The 15,029-nt window shown below is 41.2% G+C and carries 17 protein-coding genes; 7 read left to right on the top strand and 10 right to left on the bottom strand.

Annotation, left to right across the window (positions count from 1 at the left end; all coding sequences use genetic code 11):
* Window positions 1-7: 7 nt before the first annotated feature.
* Window positions 8-424, top strand: coding sequence for a pyridoxamine 5'-phosphate oxidase family protein (locus tag AC3ISE_RS02945; protein WP_489222987.1), 417 nt, complete (start codon window positions 8-10; stop codon window positions 422-424).
* A 35-nt stretch (window positions 425-459) separates the two neighbouring features.
* Here AC3ISE_RS02945 and AC3ISE_RS02940 read toward each other — a convergent pair whose 3' ends face one another.
* Window positions 460-843 carry an OsmC family protein gene (locus AC3ISE_RS02940; RefSeq protein ID WP_070879691.1) on the bottom strand — a complete coding sequence of 128 codons (384 nt, stop codon included), beginning with the start codon at window positions 841-843 and terminating at the stop codon, window positions 460-462.
* 131 nt (window positions 844-974) lie between these two features.
* Here AC3ISE_RS02940 and AC3ISE_RS02935 point away from each other — a divergent pair, with 131 nt between their 5' ends.
* Window positions 975-2,135, top strand: coding sequence for an MFS transporter (locus tag AC3ISE_RS02935; protein WP_489222986.1), 1,161 nt, complete (start codon window positions 975-977; stop codon window positions 2,133-2,135).
* Between the two features lie 190 nt (window positions 2,136-2,325).
* The gene (locus tag AC3ISE_RS02930) at window positions 2,326-2,472 is read left to right on the top strand and encodes a BH0509 family protein (protein ID WP_070879690.1); all 147 of its coding nucleotides are present in this window, start codon (window positions 2,326-2,328) and stop codon (window positions 2,470-2,472) included.
* 390 nt (window positions 2,473-2,862) lie between these two features.
* On the opposite strand, the gene AC3ISE_RS02925 is transcribed toward AC3ISE_RS02930, so the two are convergent.
* From AC3ISE_RS02925 to AC3ISE_RS02915, 3 genes are read right to left on the bottom strand one after another with little or no spacing between them, the layout of a single operon-like run.
* On the bottom strand, window positions 2,863-3,705 hold the full coding sequence (locus tag AC3ISE_RS02925) for a YihY/virulence factor BrkB family protein (RefSeq protein ID WP_489222985.1): 843 nt from the start codon (window positions 3,703-3,705) through the stop codon (window positions 2,863-2,865).
* 4 nt (window positions 3,706-3,709) lie between these two features.
* On the bottom strand, window positions 3,710-4,048 hold the full coding sequence (locus AC3ISE_RS02920) for a YtxH domain-containing protein (RefSeq protein WP_489222984.1): 339 nt from the start codon (window positions 4,046-4,048) through the stop codon (window positions 3,710-3,712).
* 18 nt (window positions 4,049-4,066) lie between these two features.
* Window positions 4,067-4,537, bottom strand: a complete 471-nt coding sequence (locus AC3ISE_RS02915; protein ID WP_489224248.1) for a low molecular weight protein-tyrosine-phosphatase — start codon at window positions 4,535-4,537, stop codon at window positions 4,067-4,069.
* A gap of 268 nt (window positions 4,538-4,805) precedes the next feature.
* Here AC3ISE_RS02915 and AC3ISE_RS02910 point away from each other — a divergent pair, with 268 nt between their 5' ends.
* The gene (locus tag AC3ISE_RS02910; RefSeq protein ID WP_083328402.1) at window positions 4,806-5,033 is read left to right on the top strand and encodes a DUF1128 domain-containing protein; all 228 of its coding nucleotides are present in this window, start codon (window positions 4,806-4,808) and stop codon (window positions 5,031-5,033) included.
* 82 nt (window positions 5,034-5,115) lie between these two features.
* The gene (locus AC3ISE_RS02905) at window positions 5,116-5,280 is read left to right on the top strand and encodes a hypothetical protein (RefSeq protein WP_154318919.1); all 165 of its coding nucleotides are present in this window, start codon (window positions 5,116-5,118) and stop codon (window positions 5,278-5,280) included.
* A gap of 31 nt (window positions 5,281-5,311) precedes the next feature.
* Here the strand turns inward: AC3ISE_RS02905 and AC3ISE_RS02900 are convergent, their stop codons facing one another.
* From AC3ISE_RS02900 to AC3ISE_RS02890, 3 genes are all read right to left on the bottom strand, one after another.
* Window positions 5,312-5,827, bottom strand: coding sequence for a type 1 glutamine amidotransferase domain-containing protein (locus tag AC3ISE_RS02900; protein WP_070879686.1), 516 nt, complete (start codon window positions 5,825-5,827; stop codon window positions 5,312-5,314).
* A gap of 75 nt (window positions 5,828-5,902) precedes the next feature.
* Complete coding sequence (locus AC3ISE_RS02895) at window positions 5,903-7,168, bottom strand: lysine N(6)-hydroxylase/L-ornithine N(5)-oxygenase family protein (RefSeq protein ID WP_489222983.1); 1,266 nt, start codon at window positions 7,166-7,168, stop codon at window positions 5,903-5,905.
* 196 nt (window positions 7,169-7,364) lie between these two features.
* A complete protein-coding gene (locus tag AC3ISE_RS02890) occupies window positions 7,365-8,291 on the bottom strand; it encodes an alpha/beta hydrolase (protein ID WP_489222982.1) in 927 nt (308 codons plus the stop codon).
* Window positions 8,292-8,473: 182 nt separating this feature from the next.
* On the opposite strand from AC3ISE_RS02890, the gene AC3ISE_RS02885 reads away from it, so the two are divergent.
* Both AC3ISE_RS02885 and AC3ISE_RS02880 read left to right on the top strand, forming a co-directional pair.
* On the top strand, window positions 8,474-9,499 hold the full coding sequence (locus tag AC3ISE_RS02885) for a phytoene desaturase family protein (protein ID WP_489222981.1): 1,026 nt from the start codon (window positions 8,474-8,476) through the stop codon (window positions 9,497-9,499).
* On the top strand, window positions 9,426-9,974 hold the full coding sequence (locus AC3ISE_RS02880; protein WP_489222980.1) for a phytoene desaturase family protein: 549 nt from the start codon (window positions 9,426-9,428) through the stop codon (window positions 9,972-9,974). The genes AC3ISE_RS02885 and AC3ISE_RS02880 overlap by 74 nt, the downstream gene beginning before the upstream one ends.
* A gap of 707 nt (window positions 9,975-10,681) precedes the next feature.
* Here AC3ISE_RS02880 and treR read toward each other — a convergent pair.
* The 3 genes from treR to treP all read right to left on the bottom strand — a co-directional run bounded on the left by treR (window position 10,682) and on the right by treP (window position 14,594).
* Complete coding sequence (treR, locus tag AC3ISE_RS02875) at window positions 10,682-11,401, bottom strand: trehalose operon repressor (protein ID WP_489222979.1); 720 nt, start codon at window positions 11,399-11,401, stop codon at window positions 10,682-10,684.
* 26 nt (window positions 11,402-11,427) lie between these two features.
* Window positions 11,428-13,113, bottom strand: a complete 1,686-nt coding sequence (treC, locus tag AC3ISE_RS02870; RefSeq protein WP_489222978.1) for an alpha,alpha-phosphotrehalase — start codon at window positions 13,111-13,113, stop codon at window positions 11,428-11,430.
* A 65-nt stretch (window positions 13,114-13,178) separates the two neighbouring features.
* Entirely contained in the window at window positions 13,179-14,594 is a 1,416-nt protein-coding gene (gene treP / locus AC3ISE_RS02865; RefSeq protein WP_489222977.1) for a PTS system trehalose-specific EIIBC component, read from the bottom strand.
* Window positions 14,595-15,029 lie beyond the last annotated feature (435 nt).

Below are 15,029 nucleotides of genomic sequence, written 5' to 3'. Positions count from 1 at the left end.
ATTGGATATGAGTGAAGCAAAAGAAAAAGTTCTGCAAATGTTTAAAGAACATAAAATCGGAACACTCGCTACAATCCGTCAAAACAAGCCATTTTCGAGGTTTATGCTGTTTTTCCACGATGAACTGACCTTATATACTGCCACGAACAAAGATACCCACAAAGCAGAAGATATTGAAAGCAATCCAAACGTTCATGTTCTTCTTGGCTTTGAAGGCGACGGCTGGAAAAATGATTACGCGGAGATTGAAGGCAATGCTTCTGTAGAAGAATCTGCCGAACTAAAAGAGAAATTCTGGAACAAGGAGTTAAAAGAATGGATTTCCGGCCCTGACGATCCAAACTACTTACTGTTAAAAATAACGCCTCAATCAATCAGATATTATCAAAAGGCAGGAAGCAAACCGGAAATTATTGAGTTTTAAATCCTAATAAAATGAGACTGTGCATAAGCACAGTCTCATTTTATTATTTCAAACGTTTCGGTGATTTGAATGCTGTCTTCCACTGAACGCACCATTGGGCAATTTTTTCTGGCCAATTTAATCGACTGCTCCACTTTCTCCTCCGGAAGGTCCTGTCCTTTAATAATGTAATGGATGGCAATGCTCTCAATCCGGTTCGCTTCTTCTTCATTTCTCGTTACAGATGTCTGAATCTTAATGTCCTCAGCAACTAATCTTTTCTTTTCAAGGATCCCCCTAAGTACGCCGCCGCTGCATACGGCAATGGATGAAACCATCAGCTGATAGGGGCGAAAACCATATTCTTCATTTCCCGCAACATGAAGTTCCCCGTATTCAAAGTCAGCGGTGAATCCTACTTCTCTCATTTTAAATTCCACTGTGATCATCCTTTCTTTATGCCATCATACCCGAAAAAACAATTGTTCGAAAACGATATGCAATTTTCCTTGTCTGGCATGAATAATGGGTGTAACATTCAGGATGGAAAATAGAGTTAGGAGTCAGGATTATGCCGAAATTCAAATTTGCTATTCTCGTCAGTATTGTTGCTATTTCAGGATTTTCACAGGGAATGCTTCTCCCTTTGATCGCCATTATCTTTGAGCAGGAAGGGTACTCCTCTTCTGTCAATGGATTGCATGCCACAGGACTCTACATAGGTGTTTTAATTGCCTCTCCTTTTATGGAAGGTCCTTTAAAGCGGTTTGGCTTTAAGCCTCTGATTTTAGTTGGAGGAATCATGGTTGCGCTCAGTTTATTTGGATTTCTATGGATTCAGTCATTTTGGTTCTGGTTTTTGCTTAGACTTTTAATCGGTGTCGGAGACCACATGCTGCATTTTTCAACCCAAACTTGGATTACATCCATATCTTCTGAAGAAAAGCGCGGACGAAATATCTCTCTTTATGGATTGTTTTTTGGGCTTGGCTTTGCAGCAGGTCCGCTAATGGTTCCGCTTGCTGAAATAAGCTCAAGCCTGCCATTTATCCTTTCTGGCAGCATTAGCCTGATTGCATGGGCCTTCGTCTTTTTCCTGAAGAATGACTTTCCTGAACAGGACATGGGATCTACTTCATTTTTCGGGACAGCTAAACGCTTTGCAAAAGCATCGAAGCTTGCATGGGTCGCATTTCTTCCAACGTTCGGATATGGTTTTTTGGAAGCTTCGCTAAACGGAAATTATCCTGTGTATGCACTTCGGACAGGAATAGACGTTTCATCTGTATCGATCATTTTATCCTCTTTTGCTGTCGGGGCGATTGTTTTTCAGCTTCCTCTCGGGATCATCAGCGACAGGTTTGGCAGAAGAAACACCATCATGTTCGTTATGCTGTTTGGCTTTATCAGTTTTATGGCCGCAAGCTTTGCCGAAACGCTCGTTCCGCTTGTCATCTGTTTCTTCATAGCCGGCATGGTTGTCGGATCAACTTTTTCACTTGGCATCAGCTTTATGGCTGATTTGCTTCCTAAGAATCTGCTGCCTGCAGGAAACCTGCTGTGCGGCATCTTTTTCAGCATTGGAAGCATATCCGGTCCATTTTTAGGCGGACTATACATTGAACATGTGACATCGGCCAATTTTTTTCACGTAGTGAGCTTTATCCTGCTTCTGATTTTTATAACGACTGCTTTCTTTAAGCAGCCTGCTTTTAAAACCGCCAATAATTAAGAAAAGCTAAAGCGCCTGTAAGGCGCTTTTTGCCTTTTCCGGCGAATTCGTTTTGGCCGGGGAGTTTATCTCTAAAAAATTGGCGGTTTTTTTTAAATATAGGTTGAACATTTTGAATTGTCTGTTATATAATAGTATTAACAAATACAATCTGTATCATAACAATACTATAACAGGAGGAATTATTATTATGAAAAGACAAGAGCGCAAAAACATGATCGAATTTATTTCAAAAATGAAGGATATCGAGACAGAGACATTGATGTATATGACGGATGAGGACATTGAGCATATTTATTCATCGGCTTATCACAGTTACATTCAGTTGGCTGAGTAAAAGAAAAGCGGAACTGACTGGTTAGCTCCGACAGACAGATAAGGATTCGTCAGTAAAGGCGCTTTTTGCCTTTACTGGCGGATCCGTTCTGGCCGAGGAGTTAGGAGGTGGAGCTGGACAATGAAGAAAAGCGGAACCTCCGATATAAAAAAGCAAACCGCAGAGATGCGGTTTGCTTTTTTGTTTTAGTGGTAGCCGTTCTGACCGTTTGCACTGCCACTTGTTTTATGCTGCGGCTTGCTTTTTGAATTTTGCTTGTTATGGCTCCCGCCTTTTTTCGTATGCTTTGCCATGAAGATTCACCTGCCCAGCAAGATTTTGAAGATCATGATCTTCTTCTTTACTGTTTCACTATTTCCCGCTCTCTATCACACACAATCCCTGGAAATATTAATGGGTCCCTTTTCTTTTGTAAAGAATGGCATTTAGCTCTCCGCCAATCATGATGATCATTCCGGACAGATAAAACCAGATCATCAGAACAATGATTCCGCCCAAACTGCCGTAGGCAGCGCTGTAATGACCATAGCTTCCAACATAATAAGAAAAGGCGAATGAGACAAAGGCCCAGCCGATTGTTGCAAAAACAGCGCCAGGCATCGCATCCTTCAGATGCAAATGCTTATTTGGGGCAAAAAAATAGAGTGCTGTAAAAACAATAAATAAAATAATCGCACTGACAATCCATCTTCCCATATTCCATACGGTTAAAAACTCTTCTGAAAGTCCAAAGACAGAAAAAAGGAGCATGCCGATCTCTTTCCCGAATACAGGTAAAAGCAGAGCCACTAAAATCACAAAAACCATTGCAATTGTAAGTAAAACCGCCATTCCCCTCGCTACTATAAATGATCGGCTCTCAGGTACGTCATATGCACGGTTAAAAGCACGGACTATGGCATTAATGCCATTTGAGGCAGACCACAAAGTGGCAAGGATCCCGAACGAAAGCAATCCTCCACTTGAATTGCTGACGATTTCAGCCAGGGTGTTTTTGATAATCTCTACAGACTCCCCTGGTGCATATTGCGCAAGAAAGTTTAAGATATCTGCCTGAGAAAGCGGCAGAAAGGCGATAAGCGTAATTAAAAAGATTAAAAACGGAAACAGAGAAAGTAAAAAGAAATAGGCGAGTTCTGCCGAAAGCCCGATGATTTCATCTTTAGAAAAACGCTCAAACAGGTCTCTTAGGATGGATTTCGGGGTCTGTTTATGCTGTTTCACGCTTTTCATTTATTCACCTCTCTTTTGGATCGGTCAGAAACCTTTCTTTTGTTTCTTCTATCATTTCAATCATTTGAGGTGTTGTTTCTTTAAGTTCATTTATTTTTTCATTGATAAATTCAATATCTTCCTTAGCTTCTTGGATTACGCTCTTTGCCTGATCAATCTGCTGTTTGATCTCTTCCGTTAATAGAGACGGGTTTTCAATATAAAGAGCTGTTTTATCTTTTAAAGATTTTCCCTGTGCAACAAACTGATCTCTTGTCGGCTTATGAAGAAGTGTAAGGGCTCCTCCAACCGCAGCACCGGCAAAAAGTCCTTTTAGAAATAAACTGTTTGATTCATTACTCATTCGAAATAACCCCTCTTCTTATAAGTTATGGTCTATTTTAATACGCTCAAGCAAGTGACTGCATCCTGTGTGCACCATTTCGTAAACCTCATCAAAGTTGTCTGTAAAATAAGGATCAGGTACGTCTGCAAGATCTGATTCCGGCACGAAGTCCATCAGCCTTCCGACATAGCCTGTTTTAGAGTACCCCGCAAGCCTCCTTAAGTAACCAAGGTTTTCATTGTCCATCGCAATAATGTAATCGAAGTTCAGGAGATCATCAAGGGTCACCTTTCTTGCCTGTATCCCTTCGTACCCAATTTTGTGATGATCAAGGATTTTCCTTGTTCCTTCATGCGGCTGATGGCCAATATGCCAGTCCCCGGTGCCGGCTGAATCCGTTATAATCGCTTTGCTTAAACCTTCTTCTTCAATTAAATGCCTCATAATTCCTTCTGCCATCGGAGAACGGCATATATTCCCTAAACAAACAAATACTACTTTAATCATCATTTTCCTCCTGCCGGTTAAGACAATTATCATAAAGTAAACTTCCATCATGGGGGTATCCCTTATCCTCAGTGACGATTAGTTGAACCAATCGGCTTTTACGGGATAAAAAACAAGTCTTATTAATATGTATGTTTCCCCTTACTCTATATATGGTACATTTCTCTATTCTTTACATAAGTGAATTTATAATAAGCAACTTTTATTGATATAAAACATGTTACAATAAATAATACTTAAAAGGGAAAGTTTGAAAGGATGAATTCAGTTGAATAATCTATCAGAAAAATCAGTTGAAAACGTAGAATACATGATTGAACAAATTAAAGAAAAATTGCGTGTCATTAACATTGGTGCGATTAAACCGTCCCATTTTGACGAAGAGATGTATGAAGAATTGAAGGATATCTACGATTTAGTCATGAAGAAAAATACATTTTCACCTAACGAAATGCAGGCTATTGTTGAAGAGCTTGGCAACCTGAGAAAAGTTTAATTCATTTCTGCCTTTAGAAAAAGGATAAAAAGATTCTCAGCACGTCCCCTTTTGCATATATGTGTACAAAGGGGGCTGAAAAATGGCTGCAATGTGGTGGCTTGCAACGATTGTTTTATTCCTGTTGCTTATTACTTGTATTGTTTTTGTTATTTATGCACTTAAGACTGCGATTCATACAGAAGATGCAATAAATGTAGATCCGCTTCCAAGTGCTGAAAATCCAGATTTGGAAGATAAAAAATAGCCCGGCGCTTTGCGCGCGGGCTATTTTTTTATTATTTTAAAAGATTTAGCGATTCACGTGTAAATGCAGGCAGATCATCAGGTGTGCGGCTTGTTACAAGCTGATTGCCGCATACAACAACCTCTTTATCATGGAAGTTTGCACCGGCGTTCTTTAAATCAACGGCAATGGATTTAAATCCTGTAACATCTCTGCCCTTAAGGGTCTCCGCTGTAATGAGCAGCTGCGGCCCGTGACAAATCGCGAATACAGGTTTGTTATCATCCATAAATTTCTTTGTGAATGTGACAAACTTATCATCACCGCGCAGGATATCCGGAGAAAACCCTCCCGGAATAAACAGCGCATCAAAGTCATCTGCATTTACTTCATCAATCGATGCATCTACCTTGATGGACTCTTGTCCTTGTTTGCCTTTTACGGTCTTTCCTTTTTCATTTTCAATAACAGTCAATTGGTGACCTGCTTCTTTATACGCTTTTGCAGGCTCCGTATATTCAGAGTCCTCAAAATGATCCGTTACAACGACAGCAATTTTTTTACTCATATCCTAGAACCTCCTCAAATTGTTAACACTATTTAAATTACCCTTTGGAACACATATAAAACATGTATTAGCATATTATGGCGCAAATTGCTGAAACACGGTTCTTCCCTGATCTTTAAAATGCTCTCTGTTTAAAATGGAATTAATAATCTGCTGATTTCGGTAGACAGATAATCCAAGGTTTGTTGCTCCTGTTCCATGAGAATGCTCAAGGTTTGTCAGGACAAAAATGTTCTGCTCTCTTTGATCCTTAAAAACAAGGCTGAAATCAGCTTCAACCTTATACCTTTTTTCATCCTCCCAGACAATGTCATCCCTCATTTCCTCAATCCAGTCAGGAAGATTCGGCTTATATCCAGTTGCAAAAATAACGGCTTCTGTCTGATGCAGAAAGGATTCTTCTTTTTGCCACTGATGGCATTTCAGCGTAAATCCTCTTTCAACCTCTTTCAAGTCCTTCACCTCGGTGAGAGGCATAATTTTCACACGCGCATCCTTGCCGTGAATGGAACGGTGATAAAGCAGATCATAAATAGATACAAGCGTTTTTTTGTCAATGCCGTTCCTCAGGTGCTCTAACTCAGGAAGCGCCTTCTTTCTTTGTTCAAAGCTTAGCTCCTGAAAATAGTTAACAAAATCCGGGGAAAAAACCTCCTGCCCAAGCTTCGCAGACTCAAGCTGCATAAAACCTGCCGAACGGGTGAACCAGCTCAGTTCGTAGTTAAAATGATCCTCCGACTGCAGCAGATCAAGGAAGATTTCAGCTGCACTTTGTCCAGATCCTACAACTGTTATGGCGTTTTTCTTCTTTATGTTTTCCTGTTTATATAAGTAGTCGCTTGAATGGATCACACAGTCTCCTGTATCTGTTTCAATCGGAATGAGCGGGATGCTCCCTGTCCCCAGTGATACATGTTTTGTTCTATAGACAGCAGCTTCCCCGTCATGTTCAACATGTACTTCATAATGATCTTTTTTATATTCTACATGAGTGACGCATGAACTGAATGTGCAGCTATCAAGCTCTGAAGCGGCCCATGCTGCATATTCGCTGTACTCTCTCCGGGGAATATCAAATCGATTAAAAAAGAAGAATGGATATAATCTGTTATGAGTATGTAAATAGTTTAGAAATGTATATTTGCTTCTCGGGTTGCAGAATGTAACCAAGTCTGCCAGGAAGGGAACTTGAAGGTCAGAGCCTTCAATAAGCATACCCGGATGCCATACAAATTCCTCACTTTTGTCAAAAAAAACAGCGTTTATCTCAGGAATGTCCTCAATTAATGCTGCCAGTCCAAGATTAAACGGTCCAATGCCAATTCCTATTACGTCATACATCCTGTCACCTGCTTGTCTTTTCATTTGGCTGTTTTCGCAAAGATTGTTGTTTTTCATTACAATTGATGCCCGTTCCTTTCCGCTCCACTGTAGTCTAAAAACAACAAAGTTTACGAAACAAAAGAGCCTTTCTTAATAGAATATCTTTACCCTTACCGGATATAGGATAACCAAAAGAGAGCACATCTGCAGGATCTCACATTTCTGCTGCACTCTCTTTATAGCTTTCGATCAATGAAATAAATTCCAGTACCTTTCTTTCATAGCCTTTCGGGTCAGTTAAGAAGGCCTGCGCGTGACCTGCTTTTGGGACTAAATAAAGCTGTTTTATCCCTTTTTTCAAATGATACATATCCAGCGTCATTTTCATTGGGATAAAATGATCTTCTTTTCCATGAATAAAAAGAATCGGCGTTTTCGTATGCTCAAGGTCCCTGACAGGCTTGATTTCTTCAAACCCCCACCCATAACGGAGTTTCGTCACAATACTGGTCCAGGAGATCAGCGGGTAAAACTTAATTTTGAAATCAATTCTTAGTCTCGTTTTCAGCAATTCTGTCAAATCGCTGAATGCACAATCGGCAATGCAAAACGCAACCCTTGGATCTTTTTTTACATATTGAAGAGCAGAAGCTGCTCCAAGTGATTCACCGAGAATTCCTACAAAAGCATCTTCACCCAGTTTTTCATGAAGAAAGTCCACCCATGCATTTAAGTCATCGCTCTCGTAAAAGCCGAAAGAGGTGTGGTCACCGCCGCTCAGACCATGAAAACGATGATCACATAAAAGCACGTTAAATCCCTTTTTTTGAAACATACCCACATATTTGAAACTCCCGAACAGTGACCAGGTAATGCCATGTGCGATGATAATTGCTTTTTTGCTTTCTGAAACAGGAAACCACATTCCGTGAATTTGATAGCCGTGAAAAGAGTCGATAAACCATTCTTCTTTTTGAGCGCTTTCAAATATATCCGTATTGATCTCTCCACTCTCTACTCCAAGCAAATACGTTTTTTCATATGCCACTTTTCTTGGTACGGTAATCAGGCTGCTGAAAAAATAGGACACAGCGAGGATCGTTAAAAAAACGGCAAGGATAGAACAAATAACAATCCACATGAAATCACCTTCACTTCCCTTTTTTCCATCATATTATTTCCTTCCATCATAGGTGAAAAATGTAAAGCTGTTGTTTTAAGTTCTGTAAAAGTTTTTTTAATTATGCAGAGCATATTGAAACTTGGGTGTCTGTGAATGCTAACAGTACAATGACAGAAATCAGGTTGAATGAGGTGTGGATAATGACGCATAAGGTTGTCGTGATTGGAGGCGGAATCGGAGGGCTGACAGCTGCTGCATTGCTTGCTGATAATCAGATCGATGTGACAGTGCTTGAAGCTTCTAATGAATGGGGCGGATGTGCAGGAAAGTTTCAGCGCGGTCAGTACTTATTTCCTGTCGGAGCAACACTTGGTATGGGTTTTGAAACAGGCGGCGTTCACCAAAAAATCTTTGAAGAGCTTCATCTTCCTTTTAAAGAACATTCCCTGCTTAATACCATCATGGACATCCATTTGCCGGGAAGAACGGTGAGCTACTGCCGTGACCGCATTGCTTACATCACTGAACTGAAAAGCCACTTTCCGCATTTAAGCAATAAAATCGATTCATTTTACACGGAAATATGGCACATGGGAGCAGAGGTAAAAAAACTGATTGATCCGCTTCCTGTTCTTCCTCCAAAAACAGCTTCGGAATGGGGTAAATTGCTGCAGTCATTACAGCCGTCTACCTTAACGCTCCTTCCCTATTTCAAAAAAACATTGAGCGCACTCCTGGAAAAGCACAGATTAAACGATGAGCGTGAATTTGTTCATATCATCGATGCACAGCTGATTGATTCCATGCAGACAGCAAGCAGCGATTGCTCGGCCATACTCGGTGCATACGCACTGACTGTCTACCACGAGGGTGCTTTTTACTTAAATGGAGGCCTATATCAAATTGCGGAGCGTCTGGCAGAATCAGTTGAAACTGGTGGAGGGACATTGCGCAAGCGCTCCTGGGTTCAGCAAATCCACAGGGAAAAGAACGGCTATATGGTGACAGATCAAAGAGAACGGACCTATTACGCTGATTACGTCATATGCAATCTTCCCTTGCCAAGCTTCACAAAGATCTTGTCACCAGAGCTGCGAGCATTCTCTAAGCAAATCCTATGCCAAGAAAGAGACTCAATCCCAATGGGGAACGATGACTCTTTACATGACGGTGAAAGAAGAACTGATACCGGAAAACTTCCCGCTTTTTCATCAAGTCATAGATAATCATTCAGGCAAATTGGCAGAAGGTCACCATATCTTCCTTTCCATCTCGAAGAAAGATGACATACTGCGTGCACCAGCCGGTTTCCGCACTATGACATCAAGCACCCACACAGAGCTTGGAAATTGGGACACGAAAGAAAAATACGATCATTACAAAGAGGTTCTCGCTGAAAAGATGCTGAAATCCATTGAAATGGCTCTGCCCAGTCTTCGGGAAAACTTAATAGACATGATGACAGGGGCCCCAAAAGCATGGGAACGGTTCACAAAGCGGCCATCGGGTATGGTTGGCGGCTATCCTCAGACACTTGATCACGCCTTATTCAAAAGTCTTTCACATCGGACTGGAATTAAGGGGATTTACTTATGCGGGGACAGCGTCTTTCCTGGAGCGGGCACAATTGGCGTATCGGTAAGCGGATATCATGCTTATCAGTCGGTTTTGGCTGATATTCGGAAAGCGGAGCGGGAATGATTGGGACAGGAAAGTGCGGGTTTTTCAAACTATCAGTATCTAATTCTCAATAAAAAAGCTGCCGGGACAAAACTTGTTTTTTCAATTTCCAACGTTTCTCAGGACACTATTTAATCCTGAAAATACAGGTAAGGATTCGAAGAATTGGCAGCACTTTGTGAGGTAGCTCCATATTGAAAAAGTGGCACCACTCTGGGGGAATGCCGCCACAACTGAGGAGCGTTCACATGAAAAGTGGCACCTCTCTGGGGAATGCCGCCTCAACTGAGGAGCGTTCACCTGAAAAGTGGCAGCACCTGGGGAGTGGCGCCTCAACTGAGGAGCGTTCACATGAAAAGTGGCACCTCTCTGGGGAATGCCGCCACAACTGAGAAGCAATCACCTGAAAAGTGGCACCACTCTGGGGAATGCCGCCACAACTGAGGAGCGTTCACATGAAAAGTGGCAGCACTCTGGGGAGTGGCGCCTCAACTGAGGAGCGTTCACATGAAAAGTGGCAGCACTCTGGGGAATGCCGCCACAACTGAGAAGCGTTCACCTGAAAAGTGGCACCACTCTGGGGAATACCGCCACAACTGAGTATGGGACATAAAATGTCCAACAAAAAAACTTTGGCTTTAGAAGCCTTTTATACAGAAAAAATCCGAACTATTAACTCCCAGTTCGGATTTTTCTTTGGCTATCTGACTTTTGTCCAAGCCTCTTTATTAATGTCCTCTTCTCGCAAAATCAACAAATCTGAATTTATCAAGTCTGTGGCGTGATTCTGTGTACTGAAACAGGCTTGTGTCTTCAAGATATACGTGATTTTTTACAACGACGATATGCTGGAAGTTTTTTAAATCCAAGTAGTTGAAATCTTCCTCTGTGCACTCTTCTACAACAATTTCTTTTTTCGCAAAGCTGATTTTTAATTTTAATTCTTCTTCAATGTAGCGGTAGATCGAGTCCTCGCAGATTTCCTTTGTTAAAAAAGGAATGTGCTTTCGATTGAGATAATCCTTATCAAGGATGATGTTCTCGCCGTCAATTTTTCTTGACCTGACAACCTCCCAGACCTCGTCATGCGCACCCAGGTTCAGCTGCTGCATAATAAAATCGTCTGGTTTGATGAGGCCGAATTTCTCCACTGCTGTTTGAGAAGTTCTTCCTAAGTTCTGCGAAAGCTCTTTGAAACTGACGAGACCCGAAACGGGAAAGCTCATTTTGGTGACATCGAGAACAATTGACCCTTTCCCTTTAACCTTTTGAATGTACCCATTTTGGGCAAGAAGGTTAAGGGCCTTGCGGATTGTTTCCCTTGAAGTTTCATATTGCACGGCGAGCTCGTTTTCAGAGGGCAGAGTTTCATTCACTTTGACAACTCCCTGTTTAATCCCTTCTGATAACTCCTGATAAATCGCCAAATATTTATTGTTTGTTTTCATCTTTAACCACCACCATTAGTTTACCATTACTTCTTAAGATGATAAACGATGGACTCAAACGGGCGCAATGTTGCGTCTTTAAATGATTGTGCAGAATCAGGGTAGTTGGAGATAAGAATTTCGCTGTTATATCCGTCTGCATCAACATGATCCGGCAATGTAAAGACGGTTTCCTGTTCATAGAAGTTATTGATGACCAGCAGCTTCTCTCCATCTCCATTTCGCACGTATGCAAACAGCTGATCGTGATCTTCAAGAATCAGTTCATAATCCCCGTAAGTGATTAAATCAATGTCTTTTCTAAGCTGAATCAAGTTTTGATAGTGATAAAAAACAGAGTTTTCATCTTGAAGGGCATTCTCTGCATTGATTTCGGGATAATTGCTTGCTGGCTTGATCCAAGGTGTTCCTGCTGTAAAGCCGGCATGCTTGGAATCATTCCATTGAACAGGTGTGCGTGAGTTATCTCTTGATTTACTTTTTAAAATCTCGATAATCTCTTCTTCTGACTTCCCCGCATTTTTCAAAATTTCGAATGTATTCAGGGTTTCAACATCACGATAATCGTTGATGCTTTCGAATTTAGGATTCGTCATTCCAAACTCTTCTCCCTGGTAAATGTAAGGAGTTCCCTGCATCATGTGAATCGTTGTCGCAAGCATTTTAGCTGATTCGATGCGGTATTCCCCGTCATTTCCATATCTTGAAACAATCCGCGGCTGGTCATGGTTGCACCAGAACAAGGCGTTCCAGCCTCCGCCTTTATGCATCTCAACCTGCCATGTTGAAAGAATTTGCTTTAATGCACCAAAATCAAAATCAGCCAATGCCCATTTTTCCCCATTCGGGTAATCCACTTTCAAATGGTGGAAATTGAATGTCATGCTTAGTTCTTTTGATTCCGGATTTGAATACTCAATGCAATTTTCAATCGTCGTTGAAGACATTTCTCCAACCGTCATGCTGTCATATTTCGAAAAAACTTCCTTGTTCATTTCTTTCATATATTCATGCACGAGCGGACCGTCTGTGTAAAACTTGCGGCCGTCGCCAGGAGCTGTGCTTCCATCATCATCCGGGAAATCCTGATTTTTTGAAATCAGGTTAATGACATCAAGTCTAAAGCCGTCTACTCCTTTTTCAAACCAAAACTGCATCATTTCATAGACTTTTCTGCGGACTTCTTCATTCTCCCAATTCAAGTCAGCTTGTGTCACGTCAAACAGATGCAGATAATATTCGCCTGTTTTTTCATCTAGCTTCCATGCCGAGCCGCCGAATTTTGAAATCCAGTTCGTCGGTTCAGAGCCGTCTTCTTTTCCTTCTTTCCAAATATAGAAATCACGGTAAGGATTCTCTTTTGATGATTGTGCTTCCTTAAACCATGCGTGCTCAGTAGAAGTATGGTTGACCACAATATCCATGATGATTTTAATCCCGCGATCGTGAGCCTCTTGTAAAAGAGATTCAAAATCCTCCATTGTTCCATATTCTTCATGAATGGAATAATAGTCGCTGATGTCATATCCATTGTCTTTTTGAGGAGATTCATAAATCGGCGTCAGCCATACAACATCAATGCCGAGCTCTTTTAAATAATCCAGTTTTTCTATGATGCCCTGAATATCGCCTACTCCGTTTCCATTCGTATCGTTAAAGCTTTTCGGATAAATTTGATAAACCGCTGATTTTTTCCACCAAGGCTGTTTCATTTAACATGCACCACCATCTTTTAGATTTAAACGGCAAAAAGGACAATGGCTTGTCCTTTTTGTTTTTATTTTTTCTTCCAATTAAAATTGGCAAATACGTAAGTCAGTACGAATGGCACAACAATTGCGATGGCCATTCCGATAAAGAATGCCGTCCAGTATTCGGATTGAATGGACAAGAATCCAGGAATTCCTCCAACACCGATGGAGAAAGCTTTAACATGATTAATTGTTATAAAGATACCTGCGATTGCTGAACCGATCATCGCCGCGATGAATGGATAGCGGTATCTAAGATTCACACCAAACATAGCAGGCTCTGTAATACCAAGGTAAGCTGAAATTCCTGAAGTCAGCGCTAAACCTTTTTGTTTTTCATCTTTCACCATGCGCATCATGGCAAAAGCTGCTGAACCCTGTGCAATGTTTGATAAAGCAAGCATCGGCCATAAGAATGTGCCGCCAGCACTTGCTACAAGCTGCAGGTCAACTGCAAGGAACGTATGATGCATGCCCGTTACAACAAGCAGTGAATATAATCCTCCGTAGAGCAAGCCGCCAAGAGCTGCAAAGTTATCAAAAATGGCAATGACACCGTCTGTAATAAAGTTTCCAGCTGCAAATGTAATTGGTCCAATGACGATAAAAGCTGCAAACCCAGTAACCAATAATGTAATTGGGGCAACTACTAATAGCTTGATTGAATCAGGTACTCTTTTATTTAAAAACACTTCAATTTTAGCGAGTAAATAAGAAGCAAACAAAACCGGAAGAACTTGTCCCTGATAGCCGATCTTTTCAACCTCAAGCCCGAATAAGTTCCACACAGGAACCTCGCCTTTGGCCTGAGCCTCACCGTATGACCATGCATTCAGAAGATCCGGATGCACGAGGATTAACCCAAGAACAATCCCAAGCAGCGGACTTCCTCCAAAGCGTTTCACTGCTGACCAGCCGATTAAGGCAGGGAGGAAAGTAAACGCCGTATTCGCAATCAAGTTAATAATGCCTGATAAATCAGCCCATTGCGGGTAAACGTCAATAAGAGATTTATCATCAAAGAAAATTCCGGCACCGCTCAGGATGTTGTTAATTCCCATCAGTAAACCAGCTGTTACGATCGCCGGCAAAATAGGAATGAAAATATCAGCCAGCATTTTCACCGCTTTTTGGATAGGATTCAATTTGCTTGAAGCTGCATCTTTTACGTCTTCTTTTGAAGATTCACCCATTCCTGTTTGTTCTGCCATTTCCTTGTAAACTTTATCAACAAGACCTTGTCCAATCACAACCTGGAACTGTCCATTTGTCGAAAATGAACCTTTCACCATATCAATCTGATCGAGTTTTTCTTTATCCACTTTGCTTTCGTCTTTCAAAGCGAAGCGCAAACGAGTGACACAGTGTGTAGCTGCCGCAATATTATCCTTGCCGCCGACAGCATCAACGATATCGCGGACTTCCTGTTTGTTCACACTCATCTATTTCAACCTCCCGTAATCGTTTTCATTAATAGCCTAGTATTGCCTAAAAAAGGCTTCCATTTATCTCATTTCACATTCCTGTATATACAAGTTACAAACATATTGTATTCCTGTATATACATGTTGTCAACAAAAAAGAGTAATCGTTTTCACGGTTTAAGCTAATTCCCCTATTAATCAGGCTATTGCCAAATCCATCCAGCTTTTTGGCACTCTGAATCTTATGACTACTCTTCATAAAAAAAGAGCGCTTTTGAAAAATTCCGTCCGAAGACCGAATTATTATGTACATATGCTGCAGCCCATCCTTCACCCACCTTTCTATCATTATTCCGAATCATTTATCCATACCCTCTATCTTCTGCAAAATAGCACTCTTTGCACTTTTTTGTCTAAGGCTGCAGAAGATTAAAAACCATTTAATAGCCGCTT

The organism is Metabacillus sp. KH_069, assembly GCF_057838075.1.
The sequence above is the reverse complement of the archived record's forward strand: the minus strand, read 5'-3'. Positions and strand labels throughout refer to the sequence as shown.